Below are 22,336 nucleotides of genomic sequence, written 5' to 3'. Positions count from 1 at the left end.
CTATGGGTTTTGAAGTAGATGGCAAGGGGTATGAAATCGTTGTGGCAGGCGACTTTTCAACCCGATTCGGAATAGGGTGCGAGCTGTGGGAAATACCAAGCCGGACACACATAGCTGAAATCTTCCGGGATGATAAGCGTAGGCAGATTTCGATGGCTGTCTTTATTTCATCAGATATTCCACTCCAAGTTCTAGAAGCGCTTATTCAAGCTTTTGATGAACGGGTAGGACGCGAGTTCTATACAGATGATGTACCAGAAGGATAAACTATAAGAAAAGCCCCGCCAACACGATGCCTGCGGGGCTTTCCCTGATATCTACCCAGAACGCAGAAGTGCTTCAAAAGCCACGCGCAAGTGTATGATATTCGTTTCTGGATTGCGTTGGTTAAAGCTGTCAATGGAAGCCCAAAAATGTCTTTCATCGAAATCAACGAAGTCATTTACGGAGGCTAATGCCAGATTGTGCAGTTGGTAAGCCACTGGTCCAGCGTACCTGCCCTTTATAATGGCGCGCTTATCATCCATTAGCGGAACAGGCTCAGTTCGAACGTCAAGTAAGAATTGGTAGATGATGTTTCGGTAAGCCGCTTTTCGAATGTTATTCATCCACTAAAAATAGAAAAAGCCCCGCTGGCACAATGCCAGCGGGGCTTTTTGTAAGACTAAACCAAAAGCTTAGGCACCAATGGCCACGCGCTTGAAGTCTGATACCGTCATGCCTTTCGACGTTTTGTCGAGCAGCTGGGCAATAGTCAGGGAGTTGTCCTTCACGAACTCCTGGTTCAGCAAGGTGTTTTCCTTGTAGAACTTGTTGAGCTTGCCCTGGGCAATTTTCTCCAGCATCGCCTCGGGCTTGCCTTCGGCACGCGCCTGCTCTTTGCCGATTTCAATTTCGCGCTCCGTGATGGAAGCATCTACTCCGTCTTTGTCCACGGCTACGGGCTTCATGGCTACGATCTGCATAGCTACGTCGCGGCCTACGGCGGCGGTGTCAGCACCACCAACGTTTTTCAGGCCTACGAGTACGCCTTTCTTGCTGTCGGAGTGAATGTAGGAAGCTACTTTCTCAGCCGTCAGGGTAGCATAGGTCAAATCCAGCTTCTCGCCAATTTTGCCCATCAGGTCGGTGATGTGCTCCTGAATGCTCAGGCCATCTTCTTCCTTGGTGGCCAGCAGGTCTTCTTTGGTAGCGGCGTTGGTGCGCACGGCGGCGTCCAGAATGCGCTGAACCAGCTCGCGGAAGCTAGCCACTTTCGCAACCGACTCCGTTTCGCAAGCCAAGGCTACCAGCTTACCGTTGGTGCCGTCTTCGCTTACGCTCACGGCTACAAAGCCTTCGGAGGTTTCGTTTTCAGCGCGCTTGTCGGCAATTTTCTGGCCCTGCTTACGCAGAATGTCGCGGGCGGCTTCGAAGTCACCATCGGCTTCGGTCAGGGCTTTTTTGCAATCCATCATGCCCGCGCCGGTCATGGTGCGGAGCTTGTTTACGTCTGCGGCGGTAATTGCTGCCATTGTATTGTTAGAACTTAGAGTTGAGAGCTTAGAACTTAGAGGAAAAAGCGAATAGGCTATTAAAAGCAAGAAGAAGCTAGAGGCAGAGTCTGAAAAGTGAATTAACTCCCCGAACCTCTAACCTCTAACTTCTCAGTTCTTGCTTCTACGAAAAGAGCTTATTCGTCGGCAGCCTGTTTTTCCTGGATGCCTTCTTCTTCAGCCTGCTTCTTGTCGGCGTCTTCTTTGTCGACTTTGCGCTCCGACAGACCGTCTTCGATGGCCTTACCCATGATGCTCACGATGAGCTGGATAGATTTCGAGGCATCGTCGTTGGCCGGAATCGGGAACTGTACTTGCTCGGGGTTTGAGTTCGTGTCGCAGATGGCAAACACCGGGATACCCAGCTTCTGGGCTTCTTTCACGGCAATGTGCTCACGCTTCACGTCTACCACGAACAGGGCAGCGGGCAGGCGGCTCAGGTCGGCAATGCCCCCGAGTACACGCTCCAGCTTTTCCCGCTCGCGGCTCATCATCAGCTTCTCGCGCTTGGCAAGGGCTGCATAGGCCGTGTTTTCCTTCACCATCTTGTCGATGGTGCTCATTTTCTTCAGCGACTTGCGTACGGTAGCGAAGTTGGTGAGCATGCCACCCAGCCAACGGTCCGTAACGAAAGGCATTTTCAGGCGCTTAGCCTCATCCGAAACAATTTCCTGCGCCTGCTTCTTGGTGGCAACAAACATTACCTTCCGACCGCTCTTGGCGATGTTGCGGATAGCGTTGGCGGCCTGCTCGAGCGAAACGAGGGTTTTGTTCAGGTCAATAATGTGGATGCCGTTCTTCTCCATGAAGATGTACGGCGCCATTTTTGGGTCCCACTTACGCGTCAGGTGACCAAAGTGGGCACCGGCGTCCAGCAGTTCTTTATACGTGGTGGTCTGAGCCATGATAGGGGTTCCTCTGGAAGATTAGCGTTTCGAGAACTGGAACGAACGACGCGCTTTGCGCTTGCCGAATTTCTTGCGTTCCACCATGCGCGGGTCGCGGGTCAGGAAGCCTTCTTTCTTCAAAGCAGGGCGAACCTCTGCGTTGTCGCCCACGAGGGCTTTCGAGATGGCCAGACGGATGGCTTCGGCCTGAGCCGAGATGCCACCACCGCGCACGTTCACCTTGATGTCGTACTGGTTGAGCTGCTCAACCGTCGCCAAAGGCTGGTTCACGATGTTTTCCAGGAGTTCATTGCCAAAGTAGGCTTTCATTTCCCGGCCGTTGATAGTGATATTCCCTTGCCCGGCCTGCATGTATATGCGGGCCACCGAGGTTTTTCTTCTACCAGAGGTGTTGGAGATTTCCATTAAGTGAAGAATTAAAGAGACGCCGAATTCGGCTTAGAGGTTAGTGAGTTCAACAGCCTGGGGCTGCTGGGCCTGGTGGGGGTGCTCGGCACCTTTGTACACGTACAGGTTGCGGAACTGGGCCGCGCCCAGCTTGTTGCCCTGCAGCATGCCTTTCACGGCGTGCTCAATCACGCTGGCCGAGTTCTTGGCTTTCTTGTCGCGCAGGTTGATGCGCTTCTGGCCGCCGGGGTAGCCCGAGTGCGTGATGTAGATTTTGTCGGTCAACTTCTTGCCCGTAACGCGCAGCTTGTCGGCGTTAATAACAATGACGTTGTCGCCGCAATCCGAGTTGGGCGTGAAGGAAGGTTTGTGCTTGCCACGCAGCATGTTGGCAATCTGGCTGGCCAGACGGCCCAGCGGCGCAACACTGGCATCAACCACCACCCAGGCCTTATCGGCGTTGGCTTTGTTGACGGATACCGTCTTGAAGCTCAGATGATCCATTGGGAAGGAAGGTAAGCGTTTGAAAATGAGACAGAACCCAGCATGGGTCCGGGAAAAACGGACACAAAGTTACCGCCTTTCACTATAAATCCAAACCAAACCCCACTATTTCTGCCTGAAAGTGTTGTCGTTAGCCTCACGTATCTTTTAGCTGTACTGGCGCAGCGTGTCGACCAGCACCCGGAAGTCCTTGGGATAAGGCGCCTCAATCGTCACAGTCTCGCCGCCGAGGCGTGCGAAGGTGAGGTTGGCGGCGTGCAGGGCAAAGCGCTTGATAAAGGGCTGCTCTTCCTCGCCCTGCTTCACATTGAACTTCTTCTTGAGCGACGACAAATAGAAGTCGTCGCCGCCGTACATCTGGTCGCCTACGATGGGTGCCTGCAGGTAAGCCAGATGCAGCCGAATCTGGTGCATGCGGCCCGTAATGGGTTGGCACTCGAGCAAGGTGTGGCGGGCAAAGGCCTCAAGGGTGCGTACCAGCGTGGTGGCAGGCTTGCCTTTATAGGCTAGCCGGGCTTTGCCTTTGGTGGTGGTTTCGATGCTGCGCTCCACGCGCAGGCCGTCGTAGTCATGCACACCCCAGGCTACGGCGTGGTACACTTTCTTTACCTCGCGGTTTTCAAACTGCATGGCCAAGTGGCGGTAGGCCTCGGGGTTTTTGGCCAAAGCCAGGGCCCCGCTCGTTTCCTTGTCGAGGCGGTGACAGGCCTGGATGTCGTCGTACTGCTCGCGGGCCAGGCGCAGGATGTTAGGCGCGCCGCCAAACCGCTCGTCGAGCGTGGCCAGGAATGGGGGCTTGTTGATGACGACGTAGTCTTCGTCCTCAAACAGAATCAGGTCGGAGAAATCGGGTAGCTTCATATCAGGAAGCACAAAGGTACGGTACCCGCCCCGAAGCATTAGCTTTCGGCTGCCTCAGGGAGCTGCCTGGGTTTGGCCAGCTTGAACTCCAGAGCCGTGCCCCTTCCGATTTCGCTGCGAATTTTGATGGTGGACTTGTGGGCTTCCACAATGTGCTTGCTGATGGCCAGCCCCAGGCCGGAGCCGCCCGAGTCGCGGGAGCGGCTCTTATCGATACGGTAAAATCGCTCGAAGATGCGGTGCTGGTGCTCTTCGGCAATGCCCGCGCCGTCGTCGCGCACCTCTACGCGCACACTTTTGGCAGTTTCGTGCAGCGTTACCGTCACCAGGCCGCTGGCCCGCCCGTACTTGATAGCGTTGTCGATCAGGTTGATGAGTACCTGCCGGATGCGGTTGCGGTCGGCCAATACCCATACGCCGGCAGGTGTCCCGGCCGGTAGCAGTTGGAGCTGTACTTGGCGCTGGCCAGCGCGCAGTTCCAGCTGCTCAAAAATATCCCGGATCAGCTGGGCCAGGTCGAAGCGCTGGCGGCGCATGCGCACCACCCCTTTTTCCAGCTGGGCAATGGTTACCAGATCCTGCACCAGGGCATCCAGCGCGTCGAGGCTGCCGGCGGCTTTCTGCAGAAACTTCTTACGGGTTACTTCGTCGATGTCGTCGTCGTCGAGAATGGTATGCACGAACCCCTGGGCGGCGAAGATGGGCGTTTTCAACTCGTGCGACACATCGGCCAGGAACTCACGGCGTAGGGCCTGCAGGCGCTTCAACTCGTCGATTTCCTGCTGCTTGCGCTGGGCCATGTCCAGGATTTCGTCGCGCATGCGCTTGAGCGGCTCCGGCCGGAACAGAAACTTGTTTGACAGCTTCCGGAATTCCTTGCGCTTCACGTGCTCCAGCCCGGCGTATATCTGGTTGACTTCGCGAAAAATCAGCGCCTCAAACGACAGGTACACCAGCAGAAAGCACGCCGCCACCGTGATGCCCGCGCCCAGGCACGCCTCCCGAAACGAGAGGGTTGGGCCAATCCAGGCAAACGTGGTGAGCACGCAGGCCACCAGCAAAGCCAGCAGAATGGCAATGGTGCGCGAGGAAAGGTTGAGTCTCACGGGGCGAAAGGTGAAATAGTGAACCAGTGAAATGGTGAGTTTTACGTTCTTACTTGGGCGGTCAGAACGTAAAACTCACCATTTCACTGGTTCACTATTCACTTAGTTGTCTGAATTGAACTTGTAGCCCACGCCTTTGATGGTCTGGATGTGGTGCTCGCCCACTTTCTCGCGCACTTTGCGCACGTGTACGTCCACGGTGCGGGCCAGCACGAACACGTCGTTGCCCCAGATATTCTGCAGCAGCTCGTCGCGGCCGAAGACTTTGTGGGGCGTGGCGGCCAGAAAGGCCAGCAGCTCAAACTCCTTTTTGGGCAGGGAAATCTTGCGGCCGTCCTGGTACACGGCAAAGCCCGTGCGGTCAATAGTCAGGCCGTTGATTTCAATGGTTTCGGACTGCTGCTGGGGGTCTTTGTCGCGGCGCACGAAGGCGGCCAGGCGGCTGAGCAGGGCCCGGGGCTTGATGGGCTTGGCAATGAAGTCGTCGGCGCCGGCCTCAAAAGCGGCTACTTCCGAAAACTCCTCGGCCCGGGCCGTCAGGAAAATGATGTAGGTATCCTTGAACTTGGGTTGCTCGCGCAGCTGACGGCAGGCCGCAATGCCGTCGAGGTGGGGCATCATCACGTCGAGCAGGATGATGTCGGGGCTGAACTGCGGGGCCACTTCCAACGCTTTGCGGCCATCGGGGGCGCTGGCGACTTCGTAGCCTTCCTTGCGCAGGTTATATTCCAGCAGCTCCACAATGTCGGGGTCGTCATCTACTACCAGAATCCGGTACGCATTGGGGTGGGCAGGTACTTGCATGGCGGAGCAGGTTGCAGATGAAATGGAAAACGCACAAAAGTACCGAAGCCCAGGCGCGACAGTGTGTTACGTTTTCGTTAACAGGTCAGCTTGCTAAGCAAAAAAGCGGCTCCCGTAGGGGAGCCGCCGACGGTCTAGTTTTTAGCTACGAGGCTGAGCTTGTTTTTCAAGCCCTGGTATTTGTACATATCCACTTTCACGGCCCCCACGAACAGCTCGGCCTGGATGAGGACTGGAATCTTATTCCGGTCATCGGAAAGGTAAACCGTGACGGCATTTTCCCCGCTGAAAAGCTTGTTCTTGGGCATACGCGGCACCAGCTTAATGGCGCGGATGCTGCCGACTTTCGTGGATACGGTTTCGCGGCCCCGGTAGATGACGTCCATGTCGAATACCTCATCATCGAAAAAGCCTTTCACCCGGATGATTTCACCGATGCGGCGCTGGTCGTAGTTGATGGTGCGCAGAAAGTAGAAGCCGCTCACCAGGTCCTGGATGTTGTCGGGCACTTTGTAGGTGCCGTGTCGGGGCTCCCGGTCCCGTTTGCGGGTTTCCACCACGGCTACGTCCCGCTCGTGGTCGAAGTCCACGGTTTCTTTTTTGCGGTAGTTGCCCTCCTCAATGTTGCGGAAAAACTTCTGCGGCAGAATGCTGGTGGTATCGATGTAGGAGCGCCACGTGTCGCGGACGCGCAGGAAAAAGTCGAAGGAGCCGGTGGTGCGGCCCGTGACGGTAGCACGGTAGCAGGGCCGCTCGTTCACGCGGTGTAGCTCGTCGGATAGTTCAATGGTGGCATCGGCGGCGTTTACCAGGCCGTAATGTACTTTGTAGTACATGGTTTCGCCCTTGGCAAAGCTGTTATTCGGAATAGCACGCTGCGTAGATTCGGGCCGGGCACTCAGCAAAGCTGATGCAAGCAACACAGCAACAGGAGTAAAAAGAAGCCAGCGGCGAAGCATAAGTGAGAAATGTTGGCAATGGCTGGCGCTATTCAAATGCAATGCCAGCAAATATACAGAGCGTGCCTGCGCGTCAAGCCCGCCTCCAGTAGCTGGAACGAAATACCGGGCGGGAGGTTCAGGAAGGCAAAACAGGCAGGTACCTACGGAATTGTATTAAGTGCAGATGCCGGCCTGTCCAAATTACGGAATGCCCCGCGAAAAGCAAGGCACAAAAAAACCTCGTCGGCCGGAGCCAACGAGGTTTTTGCGTTGAAGAAAGCAGCAGAGCTTATTCAGCCTCGTCCTCGTCTTCGTCGGTGCTACGGTCTTCGGGAATGGCCGCCAGAGCGGCTTCGGGCTCACCTTTCACCATGGCCCGAATCTGGGCCTCAATCTTGTCGGCCAGTTCGGGGTTGTCGAGCAGGATGGTTTTCACACCTTCGCGGCCCTGGCCCAAGCGGTTGCCTTCGTAGGAAAACCAGGAGCCCGACTTGGCAATGATGCCCATATCCACGCCCAGGTCCAGGATTTCGCCTACTTTGGAAATGCCCTGGCCGTAGAGGATGTCAAACTCAATAACCTTAAAGGGCGGGGCTACTTTGTTTTTCACCACCTTCACCTTGGTGCGGTTTCCGGTGATGTTGTCCTTGTCTTCCTTGATCTGGCCAATACGACGAATATCGAGGCGGACGGAAGCGTAGAATTTGAGGGCGTTACCACCGGTGGTCGTTTCGGGCGAGCCGAACATAACCCCGATTTTTTCGCGCAGCTGGTTGATGAAAATGCAGCAGCAGCCGGTTTTGTTGATGGTACCGGTAAGCTTCCGCAGGGCCTGGCTCATCAGGCGGGCGTGCAGGCCCACTTTGGAGTCACCCATGTCGCCTTCCAGCTCGCCTTTCGGCACTAGAGCGGCCACGGAGTCAATGACAATGATGTCGATGGCGCCGGAGGAAATCAGCTGATCGGCAATTTCCAGGGCTTGCTCGCCGTTGTCGGGCTGGGCAATGAGCAGGTTGCTGGTATCGATGCCGAGCTTCTGAGCGTAGGCCGGATCGAAGGCGTGTTCGGCGTCGATGAAGGCCGCAATGCCACCCTTTTTCTGAGCTTCGGCAATGCAGTGCATGGTGAGCGTGGTTTTACCCGACGACTCAGGACCGTAGATTTCCACCACGCGGCCTTTGGGCAGGCCACCCACGCCCAGGGCAATGTCGAGGCCGAGCGAGCCGGTGCTGATGACTTCCACGTCCATCACCTTGTTGTCGCTGAGCTTCATCACGGTACCTTTACCGTAACTCTTATCGAGCTTATCGAGCGTGAGCTGAAGGGCTTTCAGTTTCTCCGCCTGAGGGTTGGAAGCGGTTTTCTCGGCTTTGTCTGTGGTAGCAGCCATTAGAGAGGGGTTAGGGATAAATGCTTAGGTTTGGTGAATGTAGGCGTTTTGGGCCGGCCCTGCAACCGTAAAATCTGGTTTTGCCTGGGCCGCAGCCGGGGTGTTTCGGGCCGGCTAGTGGTAACGCCGCCGGCCTATATTTTGTGCCCGCAATGCTAAAAAAATTCGTTGAGTCTGGGGTAATTTTTCAATGCTAAAATTTTTGGTAAAGTTAGCGGCTGACTGTCAGGGACAAGGCAAATTTCGGGGACTGGCCTGGGCACTACTGGGGCTGATTTTATTTTCCCGGCCGGCCGCCGCCCAGCTCGATAACCGCGCCTTTCTGCACCGCTCCCCGGTTGGGCCGGCCTACGAGCGGCAGCTGCGGCTGGATGTGCAGGGCTTCCTGTTCAACAAAGACAACGAGTACTTCAACAAGATTGACCCCGGTCTTACCTACTTCGGGGCCCAGCTGGCGCCACGGCTGGTGTACTTCCCGACGGCCAACCTACGGCTGGAGGCAGGTGTGTTTTTGTGGAAGGACTACGGCACCCCCCGCTTCAAGCAGATAAGCCCGCTGTTCACGCTCAAGTACCGGCAAGGGCCGCACACGCTCATCTTCGGCAACCTGGAGGGCAACCTGCACCACGGCTACATCGAGCCTATGTTCGATTTTGAGCGCGTCATCACCAACCGGCTCGAGGAAGGCATCCAGTACCAGCACCAGACGCCCCGCGGTAGCCTGGATGCTTGGGTGAACTGGGTGCGCCAGCAGTACCGGTTCAGCAATTTTCAGGAAGAAGTAGCCGGCGGTCTGGCTACTGAGCACCGCCTCTTGGGCGACTCTACCGGCTGGCTGCTGAAGCTGCCGTTTCAGTTCACAGCCACGCACCGCGGCGGCCAGATTGATACCATTGACAAGCCGCTGCAAACCCTGTTCAACGTGGCTACCGGCCTGCGCCTGCGGCGGGCTTTGGCTTCCGACTTCGTTTCGGCGGTGCATTTCGATGGGTACGTGACGTATTTCAACGACTATTCCTTTACCGAGGAACTGCCCTTCCGCGACGGAACGGGCGTGTACCTGAACGCCGGGGTAGATACGCGCCTCAATAATGTGCAGCTCGCCTACTGGCACGGGCGCGGCTACGTGTCGCCGCTCGGTGGGCGGCTGTACCAGTCGGTGTCGTCGTCGCCGGTGGATGTGGGCTATAATGAACGGGAGCGGCAGCTGCTTATTCTGCGGTTTCTGAAGGACTACCAGCTACCCGGCCATCTCACACTCACCACGCGCTTCGAGCCGCTCTACGACCTCAACAACGGCCTGTTCGACTTCTCCTTCGCGCTTTACCTCAACTTCAACCAGAGCTTCCTGCTTTCCACCCTCAAGCGCGCCGCCGACTAAGCCGGCTGGATGACGGTATCTTCCCGCTTCAAAGAGAAATACAGGATATCGTCGGTGCGGAAGGCGCGCAGGGGCCAGGCCCGGGGGCGCGGGGGCAACAACTGAAACCCGGCCGCTTCGGCCACGGCGCAGCTGCGCGGGTTGTCGGCGCGGCATCGAATAAGCTGACGGGCCACATCGGAGCTAAGCCGGAACCCGAACTGTACCGCTGCGTGCAAAGCCTCGCGGGCGTAGCCCTGGCCCTCGGCATCAGCTGCCAGGTAGTACCCTATTTCCAAGGTTACCGGTTCCGTCCAGTTAGGCTTCAGGCTGATGTCGCCGAGGTAGCGGCCGGTGGCTTGCTCCCAGATGCCCAGCACGTAGAGGCGGCGCGTGCGCCAGTCGTGGCGAAAAGTATCCAGCACCCGCTCGGCGTTGGCCAGGGTACGCACGGCCGCGACGCGGGCCGGAAAAGCGGGCTGCAGCCGGAGGCGGTTGGCATCGAGCACGGTGAAGAAGGCCAGCGCATCAGTCGGGTGGTAGGGGCGCAGCAGCAGGCGCGCTGTGCTCAGCGGCACCGCGGGCGAAACAAAACCAGAAGCCAACAAACCAGCCATACGCAGCAGTGCGCCAGAAACGCGCATTGCCTACAGTACCACTACGGGGTTGCCAAAGTTTTGTAATGGCTTTATATGAACTCGACTTGGCAGTTGCCGTTAGAAAAAAGCGCCCCGTGCCCGTCTGCTCAAGCGGTGCATGAGGCGCTTTCACTTTCGTGGCCTCTGGCCGCTTAACTCCTGATGATATGACAACTGGAAGACTGCAAGGCAAAGTAGCCATTGTAACGGGCGCCGGCTCAGGCATCGGCGAAGCCATAGCCAAACGTTTTGCCCGCGAGGGCGCGGCCGTAGTGGTAGCCGGCCTGGCCGAAGACCCGGTGCGGGATGTGGTAGAAGAAATTCTGCAGGCCGGTGGCACCGCTACCGCCTTCACCGGCGACGTATCCCACCAGGCCACCGCCGAAGCCTGCGTGCAGGAAGCGGTGAGCCGCTACGGCAAGCTGGATATCCTGATCAATAACGCCGGGGTGTTTCCGGCCACGGCCGAGCTGGATAAGTACCCGGTAGAGGCGTTTGAGTACATGATCAAAAACAACATCTACACGGTGTTTATGATGAGCCGGGCGGCCCTGCCGGAGCTGCAGAAAACGCGCGGCAATATCGTCTCGGCCGGCTCAGAGGCGGGGCAGATGGGTTCCCCCATGATTACGCCGTACGGGGGCACCAAGGCCTGGGTGATGACGTTTTCGCGCGGCCTGGCCGTAGAGCAGGCCAAGCACGGCGTACGCGTGAACTGCGTCGGTCCCGGCCCCATTGATACAGCCTGGACGCACAAGGAAACCGGCCCGATGGACAGCAAAATGGAAAAGAATACCGTGAACGGGGTGCCGCTGGGCCGCCGCGGTACGCCCGAAGAAGTAGCCAACGTGTACCTTTTCCTGGCCTCCGATGAAGCCAGCTACGTAACCGGCGCCACGTATTTCGTGGACGGGGGCGTGACGCTTTCCAAGGGTTTGCACGGAGAAGAAGTGCCCAGCGACCTGAAAAAAGAGCCCGAGTCAACCCTGAACATCCAGCACGCCAAAGATGGGCACGCCGAAATCCGGCCGCAGAATGCCGGCACCATGGTCACGAGGTAGCAACAGCTGCGTCGGGCCGCAGCTGTTACGACAGTAAAAAGGCCGCTCCATAATCTGGAGCGGCCTTTTCAGTGCCAGTAGCAACTGAAACCTACTTCTGAACTTTCAGCGTGCCAATGCCGGAGCGCACCTGTGCAGGGCTGCCGAGGGAGCTTTGGGTACGCATCACGTTCACCTGGCGGGCAGCTTCGTTGAAGAACTCCAGTCGACGGATCAGCATTTCCTTGGTGAGCACGCGGCCTTCGGGCGTGCGCATCATGGCTTTCTTGTCGTCGAGCAGGCGCTGCATGATGCCTTCGGTGGCCGTGGCCTGTTGCTGATACTGCTCCTGAAACTCGGCTACGCGGGCCAGGCCATCAGTAGTAAGCCGGAACTGGCCGCCACCCTGGTTGAGCACCTCGCAGAGCACGTAGATTTCCAGCGGCAACGACACTTCGAGCGTAGTCGTGCGCAGGTCGAGGCCGGCCTTCAGCGCGTCGAGGATGATAGCCAGGTTGCGCTCAAACTGCGCGTAGTAAGCAGGGACTTCCATGATAGAATTCTGAATGTTGAATTATGAATTCTGAATTAGTTTGGGCTGCGCCGGGTAGTATCCCGGGGACAGCCTTGGCCTTGTCGAATTACAAATTCAGAATTCATAATTCAACATTCAGAATTGCCTCAAAGCAGCTCTTGCACGATTTGCTCGACCGTGACGCCTTCGGCTTCAGCCTTAAAGTTACGCACCAGGCGGTGTCGTAGGATGGGCAAAGCTACGGCGCGCACGTCTTCGATATCGGGCGAGTACTTGCCGTTGAGTAGGGCGTTGCACTTGGCACCCACAATGAGGTGCTGCGAAGCCCGCGGCCCGGCGCCCCATTCCAGGAGTTGCGAGGCGCGGCCGCCGGCACGGGCCGTGCCGGGGCGGGTTTTGTGCACCAGCCCCACGGCGTATTCCACCACGTTGTCGGCCACGGGCACGCGGCGCACCAGCTGTTGATAGGCCTGGATTTCGGAGGCGTGCAGGATTTTGCTGACGGTAGCTTTACGGTCGGACGTGGTGTTCTTCACGATTTGCAGCTCGGCCTCGTAGCTGGGGTAGCCCAACTCGATGTTGAACATAAAGCGGTCCAGCTGGGCCTCAGGCAGCGGGTAAGTGCCTTCCTGCTCGATGGGGTTTTGCGTAGCCAGCACGAAGAACGGGCGCTCCAGCGGGTAGCGTTGTCCGGCCACCGTCACGGCGTACTCCTGCATGCTTTCGAGCAGAGCGGCCTGGGTTTTGGGCGGCGTACGGTTGATTTCGTCGGCCAGCACGATGTTGGCGAAAACGGGCCCCTTCACGAAGTGAAAATCCCGTTGCTGGTTCATCGTTTCGGAGCCTACAATGTCCGAAGGCATCAGATCCGGGGTAAACTGGATGCGGTTGAACGAGAGGTCCAGCGAGTCGGCAATGGTTTGGATGAGCAGCGTTTTGGCCAGGCCCGGTACACCCACCAGCAGGCAGTGGCCCTGCGAAAACACCGCCGTCAGCACCAGCCGCACCACATCGTCCTGTCCGATAATGACCTTGCCGATTTCCTGGCGCAACGTACGGTACGAATTGGCCAGTGCGTCGGCGGCTTCTTTATCGGAGGCAAAAGGCATAGAAGAGCTGTTGATTATGGGCTTTAGTTGCAGACTGGCTTACGTACAACCAACAACTAAGAATGGCCAAGCAGGTTGCTTGCCGGTTTAGCTTTTTCAGAAATGAAGGTAGCCGAAAACTAGTTTACCGCGTCCAGCAACTTGCAGCCAGTATACTCGGGGTCTACTTCGATGAAAACGGAGCCGCGGTTTTTCAGGAACCAGTCATCCAGCGCCTTGTTTTTCTTTTCATTGAGGGCGGCCTGGGCAATCTTCTGGTAGTCGTCCTTGAGGTTGGCCTGGTGCGGCGGCGTATTCGACTTCAGCCAGATAAGGCGCACAGCATCCTTGCCGTCGTCGGTGCGGTAGGGCAGGGGCGGCGTGATGCTGCCCACCTTCATCGTATCAATGGTAAAGAAGATGGCCGGGTCAAGCTTATCTAGCGGCAAAAACGAACCGCCTTCCTGCCGGTTTTGCAGCAGACCCCCGCTGGCGCCGGTGAACTTGTCGTCGGAAAAGTCCTTGGCGGCTTTGGCAAAGGAGATACTGTCGCCCAGAATACGGGCACGCAGCTTGGCTAGCTCCTGGCCGGCCTCGCTCACGTCGGCGGTAGCGGCGGCGGGCTTGAGCAGGATGTGGCGGGTGGAATAACTGTCGCCCTTGCGCTCAATGAGTTGAATGATGTGGAAGCCGAACTGCGACTCCACTACCGGCGAAATACCGCCCGGCTCCAGGCGCAGCGCGGCCGCTTCGTACTCCGGTACCAGCTCCTTGCGCTTGAAAAAGCCCAGGTAGCCGCCTTCCTTGCCCGAGCCAGGGTCTTCGGAATACTGCTTGGCCAGGGTGGCAAAATCTTCGCCACCTACAATCCGCGCCCGAATATCGTTGAGCTTGGCTTGCGTTTCCTGCTTGGCCTTGGAGTTGGTTTTAGCCAGCTTCACAATCTGCCCGATTTCCACTTCGGTGGAGTAGTAAGGCAGGGAGTCCTTGGGAATGCGGGCGAAAAACTGGCGTACTTCCCGGGGCGTTACGGATACTTTGCCGGAAATTTCGTCCTGCATTTTCTGCGTTACCAGCTGCTCTTTTACCTGGGTGCGCAGCTCTTCCTTGAGCTGACGGATGGGCTTGTTGTAGTACTCCTCGAGCTTTTTCTCGGAGCCGATCTGCTGAATGAAGTAGTTCATGCGGCGGTCCAGCTCGTCGCGCACCCGGCTGTCGTCCACCACCACGGAGTCGGTTTCGGCCTTGGCCAGCAGGAGCTTGTTCAGCACAATGCCCTGCAAAATCTGGCACTTGAGGTCCAGCGGCAAGGCTTTCCCCTCGGCGCGGGCCTGCTCCTGCAGGTAGGCAAACTCCACGTCGGAGCGAAGCACAATCTGGTTGTCGACCTTCACGATGATGCCGTCCACAATCTGGCGGGCCACCGGCCGGCCTATACCCAGCTGGGCAAACGTGCTGCCGGCCACACCAGCTACCAGCCCAGCGGCCAGCACGGCCACGCGGGCCGAGGTACGCAAAAAATCAGTCATGAGAATTACCTAAAGAAAAGCCGCGGACGGCAAACAGCCGAGGCCGGCTCACTGACCCGGAAACGCCCAAAGTCGCCCGTAAATTTCATCATAATTACGTTCTCCGGCAAAAAGCCCCGGCCCGCCGGCCAAAAGAGGCCGCAAACACCCTGCAACGTTGCACCGACTACAGACAAAAACGCCTCAACCAGTCTTGGCCGAGGCGTTTGTTGGTTTTTGTCATGCCGAGCAAAGCCGAAGTATTTCGAATGCTGAGGTTAGGAGAATGGTTACCAAACTACTGAGATGCTTCGGCTTTGCTCGGCATGATGGGCAGCTATGAACTGACAACTTACTTCGTGATGAGCTTGTCGACTTCGGTCTGGTTGATGCTCACGGGGTATTTCTGGCGAAGCTCGGCAATCCACTCTTTTTCTAGGTAGTTCTGGTAGTCGGCCGTGGCCTGGCCGCGCGCATCGGCCAGGCTTTTGGGGCCGGCAGGCAGCACTTCCTCAACTCGCACAAAGTAGTAGCGGCCATCCTGCTGGGTGGTGTAGGTGCCTTTCTGCTGGGGCAGGGCGTCCACTACTTTGCTGTCGCCTTTCTGGTAGGGGCGCTGCTCTACTTTCACGGCCAGCGGGTTCTGCTCGTTCAGGGCTTCCTCCAGCCCGGTCAGGGCCGAGGTGGTTACGCTGAGCAAAGCGGTGCTGGCGACGGGGCGAGCGTTGGTGTTGGTCGTAATCTGGCCGGCGGCTACTTGCTTGCTTTTCAGGTAGTCGGCTACACGGGTAGCGCGGCGCTTGGCTAGCGTGGCGGTTTCACCACGCTTTATCTGGCCGGTTACGCGCACCGTCAGGGCCGTATCGTTACTGAGGCTTGTTGCCAGGCGGTCCAGGGCATCCTGGCCGGCTTTGGTGAGTTCCGCAGTGTTGGCTTTGAAGGTTACGCTGGCAGGCACGGTGCGCTTCACCGGATACTGGCCCGTAGCCAGCAGCTTCTGGGCCTGCGTCAGCAACTGCGGGGAGGCGGCGCTTACCACGGTGGCCTGCACCCGGGGCGCCCACTGATAGTTGGCCTGGTTGGCTGCGAAGAACTTCTGCAGGCCCGCCGTGTCTTCCACCGCTTTCGACCATACTTTCTCGTCCATCAGCTGAAACAGCAGAATCCCGTCGCGGTACTCCTTCACCAGCATGCGGTAGTCCTCATACTTGGCTTCCAGGTTCGACTTCTCGAAGTCGGTCAGCGTCTGGTTCACGTACTGGTCGTAGAGCAGCTGCATGGTGTGGCGTGCGTCGGCACCGGGGCGGGCGCGCTGGTTTTGCTGCACGTAGGTCAGGAAGTCCTTGGTGGAGTACTCCTTGCCTTTGATGGTAAACAGCGCGGTTTCGTCGGTTACTTTGCCTTTCTGAGCCTTTACGGCCGTAGCGGGCACGGTGTATTTGAAGCGGCCGTTGGTCAAGGACGTATCGGCTTTGCTGAACGCGTAGTCCAGTGCGGCTTTGTTTTCGGTGAACTGGTTTTCCTGACGGATGCGCTTGAGGAAAGCTTCCCGGTTCAGCTCCGAGCGGGAGTCCTTTGAAACCTTGCTTTTCAGCGTGGGTTCCATCTCCTCGAAGGAAGGCAGCTGCTGCTTGCCGATAAGCTTAATCACGTGCCAGCCGTAGGGCGTCTGCACGGGCGTAGACAGGTCGCCGGGCTTCTGTAGGCGGTAGGCAGCTTCCTCAAACGACGGAATCATGCGGCCGGTGCTGAAGGGCGGCAACTCCCCCGCGTTGGCGGCGGAGCCCACGTCTTCCGAGAACTGGCCCACGAGCTTTTCCCAGTTTTCGCCTTTCTGCAGGCGGCTGTAGAGTTCGTCAATCTTCTTCTTGGCCGTCACCGAGTCGGCAGCAGGCATGCCGGGCGTGGCCCGAATCATGAGGTGTGCCACCTTGATTTCGCCCTGGGCGGGCCGCACTTCGTTTACCTTGATAATGTGGTAGCCGAAGCGGGTGCGAACGGGCTGCGAAACCTGCCCGGCCGGAGTTTTGAACGCGGCCGACTCGAACGGATACACCATTTGCATAGCCGTGAAGTAGCCCAGGCGGCCGCCGTTTTCCTTGGCCGAGGGGTCTTCTGAAGCTTCGGCGGCTACTTTATAAAAGTCTTCCCCGCCGCTCACGCGCTGGCGCAGAGCCTGCAGCTTCTGATAGGCGGCCAGGGTGTCTTTGGGGTCGGCATCGGGAGCTACGCGCACCAGAATGTGCGCCGCATTGATTTCCTTGCTCATCCGGTCGTAGGCCTCGCGCACCAGCTTATCGGTCACGCTTTTCTCGGTGAGGTAGGGCTGGGCCAGCTGCTGCTTGTAGCCTTCCAGCTCCTGCCGAAAAGCCTGGGTGGTGTCGAGGCCGCGGGCTTCGGCTTCCAGCACTTTCAGCCGGAAGTTGGTGTACAAGTCCAGGTACTCCTGCACGCTGGCGCGGGTGCCGGCCTCGGGGGCCGAGGCGTTGTTCTTGCGATAAACGTAGGCAAATTCGGAAACCGGCACTTCGTGGGTGCCGAGGGTTTCGAGAACCGGCTGCTTGGCGGCCGTGGTGGGTTTGGAGGTTTGACACCCGGCTAGCAGCACTGCGGCGGCTCCGGCGAAAAGAATGCGTGTGCGCATACAGGGGAGTAGAAAGCTCATAACGTCGGCAAAGGCAGGGAATTGCCCGGCGCGCAGGCGGCCGACAGACGCAATTTTACGGATTTTTTTTGGTCGGTGGGGCGTATACGAAAGCACCCTGCCGCCGGGCAGGGTGCGTACAGGAACCACGCGTGGCGGGTTCAGATAAGCTGCTTGTAGAGCCGGCAGATGTTGTAGTCGCCGTGCTGGGTAAACTCCACCCGGTCCATCAGGCGGTTGACCAGCGCCATGCCCATACCGCCCTTGCGGCCCTGCTGGATGTACTCCGGCATGTTGGGCTCCTGGTACGAAGCCGGGGAATAGGACGAGCCCTGGTCGCGCAGCTCAATCCGAAAAACCTGGTTTTCCACGTTCAGGCGCACGTCCAGATGCTTGCTGGCATCCTCGGCGTTGGCATGAATTACGATGTTGGCCACGATTTCATCCACCGCCAGCACAATCTGATTGACGCGCAGCTCGCTCTGGCCCAGCGCGGCGAGGTATTCGGACACAAAGTCGCGCACTACCTTCAGGTTGCTACGTTCGCAACTGATGCGGATGGCGTTCTTCATGTGCTACGAGACGACCGAATACACAAAATCAGAGTGCGGCGGCCTCGGTTTCCGAGGGCACGATGGTCATCAGACTATCCAGCCCTAGAATTTCGAATACGTTGTGCACTTTTTCCTGCATGTTGAAGAAAACCAGCTTCACGTTGGCATCCTGAAAGCGCTGCAGATGCGAAATAAAAACGCCTAACCCGGCCGAAGAAATGTAGTTGAGCCGCTGGCAGTCGATGAGGACTTTCTGGTATTTCAGCACCGCCGGGTTGGAAAGCTCCGTATCGAGCAAAACCGACGAGCTGGCATCTAGCTCACCATCAAGCACTAGCGTAAGCGTGGTGTCCGAAGGGGTTTGAGTTATTTTCATAGCGCTTGCTTACGTTAAGCTGGACTAGTGGGTTGGGACGTTTTGAACTTAATAACCAGCAGGGTCTGGTCGTCGTGGATAGGCTGGCCGTAGCTGAACTCGTTGAGGTCGTCGAGAATAGCCTGCTTGATCTGGTCGGCTTCCAGGTAATACGTTTTTTCCAGCATGGCCAGCAGGCGCTCCTCCCCGTACTCTTCCTTGTTCCCGTCGCGGGCTTCCACGATGCCGTCGGTGTAAATCACCATCACGTCGCCGGGGTTGTAGTCGTAGAACTGGTTTTTGATGTGTTTCTCGTAGCCGTCGGTCCGAATGATGCCCAGGCCCAGGCCGGTAGAGCGGAAGTACGACACTTCTTCCTTCAGAGAGTGATAATAGAGCGTATGGCAGTGGCCGGCCCGCGCAAACACAAAGCCCCCGTTCTCATAGTCGACGATGTAGAGCGAGGCGGTGATAAATGAGGAGGCTTCGAGGCAGTGAACCAGCGCCCGGTTGGCCATAGCCATAAACTTGCTGGGCAGCGGGAACCGGTCCTTATCGTCCTTGGCCAGCGGGTTTTCCTGCATCAAAGCGTGGAAAATGCCTTTCATCTGGGCCATGTGGAAGGCTGCTGTCACGCCCTTGCCTGATACGTCGCCGATGAGAATGGCTAGGCGGCGGCCCGGCAGGTGCAGAAAGTCGTAGAAGTCGCCGCCTACTTCCCGGGCCGCCTGGGCGTGGGAGCTGATTTCAAACCAGTTGTCGGTCGGCAGGGTCTTCGGAATAAGGCTGTCCTGCACCGAGCTGGCTAGCTTCAGCTCCTCCTTGTACCGTTCGTTCTGGATGGCAGCCTGCGTGAGCTGGAGGTTTTCCACGCTGAGCATCGTCTGGCTAACGAAGGTTTGCAGTACGCTCAGGTTTTCGCGCTCGAAGCCCTGACGTGGCTCCCGGAACAGAAACAAGGCCCCATACAGGTGCTTCTGCGAGCGAAGCGGCATCATGAGCAGGGAGTTGAACGGCAGATTCAGCTGCTGGAAGCCGGTGCTGCCGCCCAGGTCATTGTTGAGGTAGTCGATTTCGGTGATGCTGTACGAGTCCAGCAGCGCGCGCACGGATTCGGCCTGCTCAGCTTCAATATTGTGCAGCTGGCCCAGGTAACCAGGCGAGCCGTCTATGCGCAACCAGGCGGCATCGGCATCGAGGGTTTGCACGGCAGCGTCCAGCAGGGTCTGATAGATTTCGGCTTCCGTCTGGCCGCGCTGGATTTCCTGGGTGAGGCGCTGCATGTTCAGCATTTCCTCGCGCTTCTGCTCAAACACGCCCGCCGTGGGCAGGTTGAACAGCGTGACGAGCATGCCCATGAGCGCATAAAACGCGGCGAAGAATACCGTAAGCATCAGGAATGCGTGCTGGGGCTCCGGCGCTACCAGCAGCGGGTCGAACTGAATGCGCAGGAAATACACGCAGAAAATGCCCAGGGAAAGCAGCAGCGCCAGCTGCAGCATAATCACCACGAACTTCTGGCGGCGGTTGAGATAAGCCACCCAGCGCTGGTGCGTGCTCAGGTACACGCCAAACGCCGCAACACCGCCCAGAATGATACCGGCCAGCATAGCTGGGATATCGATATAGAGCAGGCGCAGCAAGAGGGTGGCGCCCAGAATCAGCTCAAACCACAGCCACTGCTTATGCACCAGCTGCGGCGCCCGAAACAGCACCAGTGCCCGCCAGGTGTAGCAGGTGTACGCCAGAAACACGATGAACAAACCCAGGTTCAGGCCATAGACAATCGTGAAGAAAACCGGGTTGGAAGGCTGGGCCGCCGTGAGGCGCTGCACCAGGTGCAGGCCCACGCAGATGGTAGCCAGCAGGCCGGGGCCCAGCAACAGCCGCCGTAGCAGCCCGACGAAATCGGTACCGCGCAACGGGTCGGGCTGGTAGCGGCGGTGCATAAATACCGCGGCGGCAAACACGCCCTGGGTCAGCAGCAGCGCCCAGTTGGGGATGGAGAGCTGCAGAGGGATGCCGCCAGTACGCATCAGCATCATAAACAGAAGCAACAGCCAGCTGCTGATGGCAATGGGCAAGGCTATCTGTTTGACTCTGCGTAAAAATTGCTGCATGAAAACGGTGAAGAAGCCATGCCCGCGGGAACGAGCGGCGGGCAATGAGGGAGCAAGATAAAACAGTAGCCGGGTTTATGCCGCAGCCGCTAGCAAATTGTATTCCGGTCGGAGAGGTTCCCGGATTTATAAAAAAATACGGAGGCAGCCCGCTGTACGAGCCGCCTCCGCGGGCAGTCCTCAGAAACTGAGCCAACTAATTTTTATCGGCTGCTATAATTAGGGGCTTCCCGGGTAATCTGCACATCGTGGGGGTGCGACTCGCGCAGGCCGGCCCCGGTGATGCGCACGAAGCGGGCGGTTTGCAGCGCTTCAATGGTAGCAGCCCCGCAGTAGCCCATACCCGCCCGCAGGCCACCGGCCAGCTGGTAGAGTACCTCACTGGCCATGCCCTTGTAGGGCACGCGGCCCACAATGCCCTCGGGCACCAGCTTCTTCACGTCGTCTTCGGCATCCTGGAAGTAGCGGTCCTTGGAGCCTTCTTCCATGGCTTCCACCGAGCCCATGCCCCGGTAGCTTTTGTACTTGCGGCCCTCAAACAAGGTCACTTCGCCGGGCGCTTCCTCGGTGCCGGCCAGTAAGGAGCCAATCATGATGGTGCCGGCGCCGGCGGCCAGGGCCTTCACCACGTCGCCGGAGTACTTGATGCCGCCGTCGGCAATGAGCGGGACGCCGGTGCCTTCGAGGCCGCGGGCTGCTTCGAGCACGGCCGAGAGCTGGGGCACCCCAATGCCGGCGATGATGCGGGTGGTGCAGATGGAACCCGGGCCCACGCCCACCTTCACGGCGTCGGCGCCGGCGTCGGCCAGGGCCCGGGCCCCTTCGGCAGTGGCCACGTTGCCGGCAATGACTTCGAGCTTGGGAAACTGCTGCTTGATGGCGCGCACTGCGTCGAGCACGCCTTTGCTGTGACCGTGGGCGGTGTCTACGCTCACCACGTCTACACCGGCTTCTACCAGGGCGGCAATGCGGTCCATCAGGTCAGCCGTAACGCCTACGGCGGCGCCCACCCGCAGGCGGCCCAGCTCGTCTTTGCAGGCGTTGGGCGTGCGGCGGCGCTTACGGATATCCTTATAGGTAATGAGGCCCACGAGGCGGCCATCCGCATCAATGACAGGCAGCTTCTCCACTTTCGAGTCCTGCAGGATGTCTTCGGCGTCGGCCAGCTCGGTGCCGGCTTTGGCCGTTACCAGGGGCAGGGGCGTCATTACCGAGGTGACGGAGCGGGCCATGTCCTTCTCGAAGCGCAGGTCACGGTTGGTGAGGATGCCCTTCAGGTGCCGCTGTTCGTCTACAATGGGGATGCCGCCGATGTTGTGGTGGCGCATCAGCTTCTTGGCGTCGGCCAGGGTGGCGGTTTCTTCCAGCGTGAAGGGGTCGAGAATCATGCCGCTCTCGGAGCGTTTCACGCGGCGCACCAGCTCGGCCTGGGCCTTGATGCTCATGTTCTTATGGATGATGCCGATGCCGCCTTCCTGGGCCATGGCAATGGCCATGTCGGCTTCCGTCACGGTGTCCATGGCCGCCGACACGAACGGAAGCTTGAGCTGGATGTTGCGGGTGAGCCGGGAGCTGGGGTCGGCGTCGCGGGGCAGCGTTTCCGAGTAACCGGGCAGCAGCAGGACGTCGTCGTAGGTAAGCGCCTCGAAGGCAATTTTGGCAGCGTAATCAGCCATGGCAACAAGAAGGTTAGGTGCTACTTATTGCCGGGCAAAGCTACGGCGAATAATCGGCTTCCGTGTTATCAAACGGTGGCGAAATACCGGCAGCCGGGCCTAAGCGGTGCCTGCGCCGGCCGTTTGCTACGGGGTTACGCCTGGCATCAAGCGTGTTTTGGATTCGGGCGGAAGTGTTTTCGACTTGGGCGGAGGTGTTGCGCTTCTGGACGCAGGTGTTACGCATCCGGGCACAGGTGTTTTATGTTAGAGCGGAGGGGTTTCGTGTTTAGACGGAGGTATTTTGTGTTCGGGCGGAGGTGTTTTGCGTTCGGGCGGAAGTGTTTCGTATCTGGGCGGGAGTGTTTTGCGTTCGGGCGGGGGTATTTATGAAGTAGTTGCC

At 58.3% G+C, this 22,336-nt stretch carries 22 protein-coding genes; 3 read left to right on the top strand and 19 right to left on the bottom strand.

Translation table 11 applies throughout. From position 1 onward, the window contains the following. The first annotated feature begins 2 nt into the window (after window positions 1-2). Window positions 3-266, top strand: a complete 264-nt coding sequence (locus I5L79_RS04850; RefSeq protein WP_196953902.1) for a hypothetical protein — start codon at window positions 3-5, stop codon at window positions 264-266. 51 nt (window positions 267-317) lie between these two features. On the opposite strand, the gene I5L79_RS04845 is transcribed toward I5L79_RS04850, so the two are convergent. The 10 genes from I5L79_RS04845 to recA form a co-directional block, all read right to left on the bottom strand. Next, window positions 318-608 (bottom strand): hypothetical protein, encoded by a 291-nt coding sequence (locus tag I5L79_RS04845; protein WP_196953901.1) that lies wholly within the window; start codon window positions 606-608, stop codon window positions 318-320. A 69-nt stretch (window positions 609-677) separates the two neighbouring features. Further along, window positions 678-1,514, bottom strand: coding sequence for a translation elongation factor Ts (tsf, locus tag I5L79_RS04840; protein WP_196953900.1), 837 nt, complete (start codon window positions 1,512-1,514; stop codon window positions 678-680). Between the two features lie 158 nt (window positions 1,515-1,672). Then, on the bottom strand, window positions 1,673-2,440 hold the full coding sequence (gene rpsB / locus I5L79_RS04835) for a 30S ribosomal protein S2 (RefSeq protein WP_196953899.1): 768 nt from the start codon (window positions 2,438-2,440) through the stop codon (window positions 1,673-1,675). 21 nt (window positions 2,441-2,461) lie between these two features. Beyond that, window positions 2,462-2,848: a 30S ribosomal protein S9 gene (gene rpsI / locus I5L79_RS04830; RefSeq protein WP_196953898.1), complete on the bottom strand. Its 387-nt coding sequence runs from the start codon at window positions 2,846-2,848 to the stop codon at window positions 2,462-2,464. 33 nt (window positions 2,849-2,881) lie between these two features. Beyond that, window positions 2,882-3,334, bottom strand: coding sequence for a 50S ribosomal protein L13 (gene rplM / locus I5L79_RS04825; protein ID WP_149070942.1), 453 nt, complete (start codon window positions 3,332-3,334; stop codon window positions 2,882-2,884). A gap of 147 nt (window positions 3,335-3,481) precedes the next feature. Next, window positions 3,482-4,195 (bottom strand): RluA family pseudouridine synthase, encoded by a 714-nt coding sequence (locus I5L79_RS04820; protein WP_196953897.1) that lies wholly within the window; start codon window positions 4,193-4,195, stop codon window positions 3,482-3,484. Between the two features lie 38 nt (window positions 4,196-4,233). Continuing rightward, complete coding sequence (locus I5L79_RS04815; RefSeq protein ID WP_196953896.1) at window positions 4,234-5,301, bottom strand: sensor histidine kinase; 1,068 nt, start codon at window positions 5,299-5,301, stop codon at window positions 4,234-4,236. 102 nt (window positions 5,302-5,403) lie between these two features. After that, a complete protein-coding gene (locus tag I5L79_RS04810; RefSeq protein ID WP_196953895.1) occupies window positions 5,404-6,105 on the bottom strand; it encodes a response regulator transcription factor in 702 nt (233 codons plus the stop codon). Window positions 6,106-6,239: 134 nt separating this feature from the next. Next, window positions 6,240-7,028, bottom strand: coding sequence for a DUF3108 domain-containing protein (locus I5L79_RS04805; RefSeq protein WP_317191356.1), 789 nt, complete (start codon window positions 7,026-7,028; stop codon window positions 6,240-6,242). Between the two features lie 307 nt (window positions 7,029-7,335). Then, window positions 7,336-8,436, bottom strand: a complete 1,101-nt coding sequence (recA, locus tag I5L79_RS04800; RefSeq protein WP_196953893.1) for a recombinase RecA — start codon at window positions 8,434-8,436, stop codon at window positions 7,336-7,338. A gap of 202 nt (window positions 8,437-8,638) precedes the next feature. Here recA and I5L79_RS04795 point away from each other — a divergent pair, with 202 nt between their 5' ends. After that, window positions 8,639-9,817, top strand: coding sequence for a hypothetical protein (locus tag I5L79_RS04795; RefSeq protein ID WP_196953892.1), 1,179 nt, complete (start codon window positions 8,639-8,641; stop codon window positions 9,815-9,817). Here I5L79_RS04795 and I5L79_RS04790 read toward each other — a convergent pair. After that, window positions 9,814-10,413 carry a GNAT family N-acetyltransferase gene (locus I5L79_RS04790; RefSeq protein ID WP_196953891.1) on the bottom strand — a complete coding sequence of 200 codons (600 nt, stop codon included), beginning with the start codon at window positions 10,411-10,413 and terminating at the stop codon, window positions 9,814-9,816. The genes I5L79_RS04795 and I5L79_RS04790 overlap by 4 nt on opposite strands. A 188-nt stretch (window positions 10,414-10,601) precedes the next feature. Between I5L79_RS04790 and I5L79_RS04785 the strand changes: the two genes are divergently transcribed. After that, complete coding sequence (locus I5L79_RS04785; RefSeq protein ID WP_196953890.1) at window positions 10,602-11,495, top strand: SDR family NAD(P)-dependent oxidoreductase; 894 nt, start codon at window positions 10,602-10,604, stop codon at window positions 11,493-11,495. Between the two features lie 91 nt (window positions 11,496-11,586). Here I5L79_RS04785 and I5L79_RS04780 read toward each other — a convergent pair whose 3' ends face one another. The 8 genes from I5L79_RS04780 to guaB form a co-directional block, all read right to left on the bottom strand. Next, on the bottom strand, window positions 11,587-12,027 hold the full coding sequence (locus tag I5L79_RS04780) for a hypothetical protein (RefSeq protein WP_196953889.1): 441 nt from the start codon (window positions 12,025-12,027) through the stop codon (window positions 11,587-11,589). 128 nt (window positions 12,028-12,155) lie between these two features. Continuing rightward, complete coding sequence (locus I5L79_RS04775; RefSeq protein WP_196953888.1) at window positions 12,156-13,118, bottom strand: AAA family ATPase; 963 nt, start codon at window positions 13,116-13,118, stop codon at window positions 12,156-12,158. A 119-nt stretch (window positions 13,119-13,237) separates the two neighbouring features. Continuing rightward, window positions 13,238-14,626 carry a peptidylprolyl isomerase gene (locus I5L79_RS04770; protein WP_196953887.1) on the bottom strand — a complete coding sequence of 463 codons (1,389 nt, stop codon included), beginning with the start codon at window positions 14,624-14,626 and terminating at the stop codon, window positions 13,238-13,240. Between the two features lie 331 nt (window positions 14,627-14,957). Continuing rightward, the gene (locus I5L79_RS04765) at window positions 14,958-17,249 is read right to left on the bottom strand and encodes a peptidylprolyl isomerase (protein ID WP_196953886.1); all 2,292 of its coding nucleotides are present in this window, start codon (window positions 17,247-17,249) and stop codon (window positions 14,958-14,960) included. A gap of 161 nt (window positions 17,250-17,410) precedes the next feature. Then, window positions 17,411-17,821: an ATP-binding protein gene (locus I5L79_RS04760; RefSeq protein ID WP_196953885.1), complete on the bottom strand. Its 411-nt coding sequence runs from the start codon at window positions 17,819-17,821 to the stop codon at window positions 17,411-17,413. 28 nt (window positions 17,822-17,849) lie between these two features. Continuing rightward, window positions 17,850-18,179: an STAS domain-containing protein gene (locus I5L79_RS04755; protein WP_196953884.1), complete on the bottom strand. Its 330-nt coding sequence runs from the start codon at window positions 18,177-18,179 to the stop codon at window positions 17,850-17,852. A 14-nt stretch (window positions 18,180-18,193) separates the two neighbouring features. After that, a complete protein-coding gene (locus I5L79_RS04750; RefSeq protein ID WP_231402781.1) occupies window positions 18,194-20,203 on the bottom strand; it encodes a PP2C family protein-serine/threonine phosphatase in 2,010 nt (669 codons plus the stop codon). A gap of 278 nt (window positions 20,204-20,481) precedes the next feature. After that, entirely contained in the window at window positions 20,482-21,954 is a 1,473-nt protein-coding gene (guaB, locus tag I5L79_RS04745; RefSeq protein ID WP_196953882.1) for an IMP dehydrogenase, read from the bottom strand. Window positions 21,955-22,336: the final 382 nt, after the last annotated feature.

The sequence above is a fragment of the Hymenobacter guriensis genome, from assembly GCF_015773195.1.
GTDB classification, from domain to species: domain Bacteria; phylum Bacteroidota; class Bacteroidia; order Cytophagales; family Hymenobacteraceae; genus Hymenobacter; species Hymenobacter guriensis.
The sequence above is the reverse complement of the archived record's forward strand: the minus strand, read 5'-3'. Positions and strand labels throughout refer to the sequence as shown.